The organism is Moraxella sp. HMSC061H09, from assembly GCF_001809255.1.
In the GTDB taxonomy this organism is placed as follows: Bacteria; Pseudomonadota; Gammaproteobacteria; order Pseudomonadales; family Moraxellaceae; genus Moraxella; species Moraxella catarrhalis.
The window spans coordinates 1-3,611 of sequence record NZ_KV796843.1; the positions used below are offsets into that span (position 1 = coordinate 1).

The 3,611-nt window shown below is 32.3% G+C and carries 7 protein-coding genes; all 7 read right to left on the minus strand.

Going from position 1 to position 3,611, the window contains the following annotated elements:
- Nucleotides 1-209: 209 nt before the first annotated feature.
- The 7 genes from HMPREF2573_RS03640 to HMPREF2573_RS09030 all read right to left on the minus strand — a co-directional run bounded on the left by HMPREF2573_RS03640 (nt 210) and on the right by HMPREF2573_RS09030 (nt 3,516).
- Nucleotides 210-593 carry a hypothetical protein gene (locus HMPREF2573_RS03640; RefSeq protein WP_003663351.1) on the minus strand — a complete coding sequence of 128 codons (384 nt, stop codon included), beginning with the start codon at nt 591-593 and terminating at the stop codon, nt 210-212.
- Nucleotides 590-1,234 (minus strand): polymorphic toxin-type HINT domain-containing protein, encoded by a 645-nt coding sequence (locus HMPREF2573_RS09560; protein WP_083297495.1) that lies wholly within the window; start codon nt 1,232-1,234, stop codon nt 590-592. The genes HMPREF2573_RS03640 and HMPREF2573_RS09560 overlap by 4 nt, the downstream gene beginning before the upstream one ends.
- Nucleotides 1,235-1,315: 81 nt before the next feature.
- Nucleotides 1,316-1,762 carry a hypothetical protein gene (locus tag HMPREF2573_RS03650; protein ID WP_003663359.1) on the minus strand — a complete coding sequence of 149 codons (447 nt, stop codon included), beginning with the start codon at nt 1,760-1,762 and terminating at the stop codon, nt 1,316-1,318.
- Between the two features lie 8 nt (nt 1,763-1,770).
- Nucleotides 1,771-2,091: a hypothetical protein gene (locus HMPREF2573_RS09410; protein WP_036331597.1), complete on the minus strand. Its 321-nt coding sequence runs from the start codon at nt 2,089-2,091 to the stop codon at nt 1,771-1,773.
- A gap of 117 nt (nt 2,092-2,208) precedes the next feature.
- The gene (locus tag HMPREF2573_RS03660; RefSeq protein ID WP_003662792.1) at nt 2,209-2,667 is read right to left on the minus strand and encodes a hypothetical protein; all 459 of its coding nucleotides are present in this window, start codon (nt 2,665-2,667) and stop codon (nt 2,209-2,211) included.
- Nucleotides 2,667-2,972 (minus strand): hypothetical protein, encoded by a 306-nt coding sequence (locus tag HMPREF2573_RS03665; RefSeq protein ID WP_003662793.1) that lies wholly within the window; start codon nt 2,970-2,972, stop codon nt 2,667-2,669. The genes HMPREF2573_RS03660 and HMPREF2573_RS03665 overlap by 1 nt, the downstream gene beginning before the upstream one ends.
- Complete coding sequence (locus HMPREF2573_RS09030) at nt 2,962-3,516, minus strand: polymorphic toxin-type HINT domain-containing protein (protein ID WP_152695086.1); 555 nt, start codon at nt 3,514-3,516, stop codon at nt 2,962-2,964. Before HMPREF2573_RS09030 ends, HMPREF2573_RS03665 begins: the two co-directional genes overlap by 11 nt.
- Nucleotides 3,517-3,611: the final 95 nt, after the last annotated feature.

Consider the following 3,611-nt stretch of genomic DNA (forward strand, 5'->3'; position numbering starts at 1 on the left):
AAATGGGTGTTCTTTAGTGGTTTTAAAGGTTTTCTTTCTTGGTTAAAAGTGGCATATTGAATGGTATGAGCCAAAGCCTGTTGATAGGTTTTAGTTTGTGTAACATCTATCATGGTTTCTTGGCACCAGTTCTGGAGGGATTGATTGGTTAATACACATCAGTCGAGTTTACCAGTTTTTTATTTGCATAATCAGAAAAAATCAAGGATTTAAAATACAATTTTGTCATCATTGGACTTTTCTTCATTTAAAGATACTTCCTGAATTTCACTATTTCCAGATATCTTATAATATCCATTAAAATCATCATATGGAACAAAAAATGTGTCATTATGGTATTCTGAAAAATGCTTTAACTTGTCTAAGAATACAGAAAGATATATCTCCGCTCTATAAATCTGAAGTAAACTTTTTACAGAACCGCAAACATCTGATATAACGCATAAACATTCTATGTCGTCATCAATCAAAATTTCACTTAATTCACATAGTTGACAAACAAATATTTTTTCTTCATCTAAACAAAAAATATTTTGCATTAAATATTTAGCTTTACTTACATCGTATTTATTGTTAGAATAAAAATCTATCATTTGTTTAACTCTTGAAATATTTCTAAAACTTTATTTTGGGTAGTTTTATCTATACCCATATTACTCAATATCTGCTTGGATTTTTGACTATTACCAAATTGATTATAAACCCCCAATACTTTGTACTCAGCTCTATTTAAGGTATAAAATCCTGTGCCAGATATGGGGTACAGTGTACCGTCATGATGCCCATAAATCCTACCATTGACATGGAATTGGTTATTTATAATGTTTACTTTTCCATCTCTAATTGCTTGAACATCGGCAGAAATATCTACAGCTTTTCTGTTAACAACAGTATTTTTCTCTTTTGCAACACTCTTTTGAGTTACTTTATCTGCATAATGTCTTGTATTGATGGTTTTTAAATTGCTCAAGTCACAACACCCATCATTATGCACCCACACCCCAAACTCACCAATATGGTAGGTGTGGAAGTCTTGTACTTCAAAGTTGTAGACGGTGTCGGTGTGGTCTAGTTTACTTTGACTGACGATGGTGATGTTTGGATTGCCATGCTTATCTAGCAAGGTCATGCCTTGTTCTAGTAAAGAAGCTTTAAGCCAACCTGTGTCTTTAATCGAAAATGGGTGTTCGGCTGTGGTTTCTAGGGTTTCTGCTTGTCCTTGTTTGTTTTTAATGGGTGCAACACATAGGTTAAGTTAGCAATGGCATACCCAGCGTATTTTGTCAAAATTTCTTTTTTTGTGCTTCAACTCAGTCTATATGCTAAGAATTTCACATTCTTGAATAAAATTTAATATAAAAGATTTAAAATCATCTAATTCTACCCAAAAATTAAATGCTATAAAATATCCGATTTCTTCTCCATTGGTAAATATACCAGTAGGCATTTTTATTTCCACCCATAGTGTATCTGAATTTGACTTATATACGTCTAATGTCATAAACATATCTACAGGATAGATATCAAAAATAATCTCTGTTTCTTCTAAAAATTTTTCAATATTATTAAGATTTTCATATTCTCTTTTAATATAATCTAAATTTTTATGGGAAATATACTTGTCATTAATAGATGTATGCTTATAGTCAATTTTAATAATACTTGTATTTAAGCATACATCGCATAAAAAACCAAAATTATCTTTCTTTATTGGTTTAAGTATAAGTTCTAAATTATTTTCTCTATTTTTTAAAATAGCCATTTCTCACCTTAATCTAAAGGAACACCAGAAAAACCACCATTATTGTTAAGCATACGCATCACTGCTCGCCTGTTGGGTAGATTGGTTTTTGATTCATTTCCACCAACAGCTGTTACTAGTTGCCCATCTTTATTAACAATAATCACATCATAAGAACTGTCTTGTTTTTTCTTAACATAAACAGTTAGACCTCCTGGCTGATAACCTTTTTCGCTATAATTATTTACAATATCATTGACTTTTTCTTGGGTAAAGCCACGCTCATGAAATCTTTGGTTTCCATGGGTAGTTCCATCTACTCTAACCCCACAACAATCCGCATTATGCACCCACACCCCATATTCGCCAATATGGTAGGTGTGGAAGTCTTGTACTTCAAAGTTGTAGACGGTATCGGTGTGGTTGGGTAGGTATTGGGAGCATCTTCAATGGATTGATGGGCTTTACTATTGGAAATATGACTTCAATTCATTCAAAAATTCAACAAATTTATTTATACTTACAATCTTTATCATTGGTGTATTTACCGTTATGTTTTCATAACTAAAAAAATGTTCTTCGTATAATTTAAAGTAAAAATAAAAATTTCCCCTATCTCTTATGCATCTTTTCATAAAATCATCGAATGTTTCTTCTAAGGTAAAGATATTTTCATTTTCTAATTTTCCTTCTCTGATAATCTCACGAAATAAGTCCTTGTCCATTTTTTCGCAAAAATAAATTTCTTCTACCAACAAACTTTCCAATGAATTTATAAAACTAGGAATATAAGTTGGTGAACTTAAAGTGCCAATTTTAAGCCCGTCAATAACTAAAACTAAGTTAGCCATATTATTACAATATGTACTTGAAATTATTTCAAGGTAAATTTCTTGATTTCCTATTTTTTTTATAGTTTTACTCATTAATCATCTAATCTAACAAAAATATCATCTAAGCACAATGATTCATCGCTAACTATGCACAGTACAGCATTTACAATACTTTCTTTAGTAATTTCTTTAAGAATAATTGATCCAATACTCCAAAAGAAGCTTTCTTGACTGATTATTTTCCCCACATCATTTAGACAAAAAGCAGAGCAACTATATCCTATCCCTTTGTAATATATAAAGAAATCAACCATTCCATAACTATATTCAGCTATAAAATCATAAGACTGAATTTCCAATTCATTATCTTTATAAAGAATTTCCATATTATCTGCCATATAATTCTTTCAGTCGAGTCCAAACTTTAGCTTGGTTACCTTTACCAGAATAACCCAAAACTTCCCAACCATTAGCGGTTTTTCTAGCATATATTCTACCACCATTTCTATGTCTAAATTCTGTAATGCCGTGATAAACACCGGTACCGATACCTGGATTTTCATTACCTTTCTTAATTTGTTCCATCATTTGATTGATACCTTGACTCTCTTGCTGAGACAACTTTCTTGCCTCTCTCAGTAGTAGTTCGTCTTGTTTTACAATGGAAGAAATATGGTTTCCACAACAATCTGCATTATGCACCCACACCCCATATTCACCAATATGGTAGGTGTGAAAGTCATCTACTTCAAAGTTGTAGACGGTTTGGGGGTGGTTTGATAATAGGAATTGGCTTATAACTTCTACTTCTTGATTGTTTCTGTCAAGCAGTATCATGCCTTGTTCTAGTAAGGACGCTTTTAACCAACCACTGTCTTTAATCCAAAATGGGTGTTCTGATGTGGTTTCTAGGGTTTCTACGCCTCCTTGTTTGTTTTTCACCGTTACGGCAAATATCGGCTGATTGTCGGTAACTTTGGAGCGATGACAGGGCGATAGCCATATTCAAGCGTAACATCATTTCTTGTCCATACCAG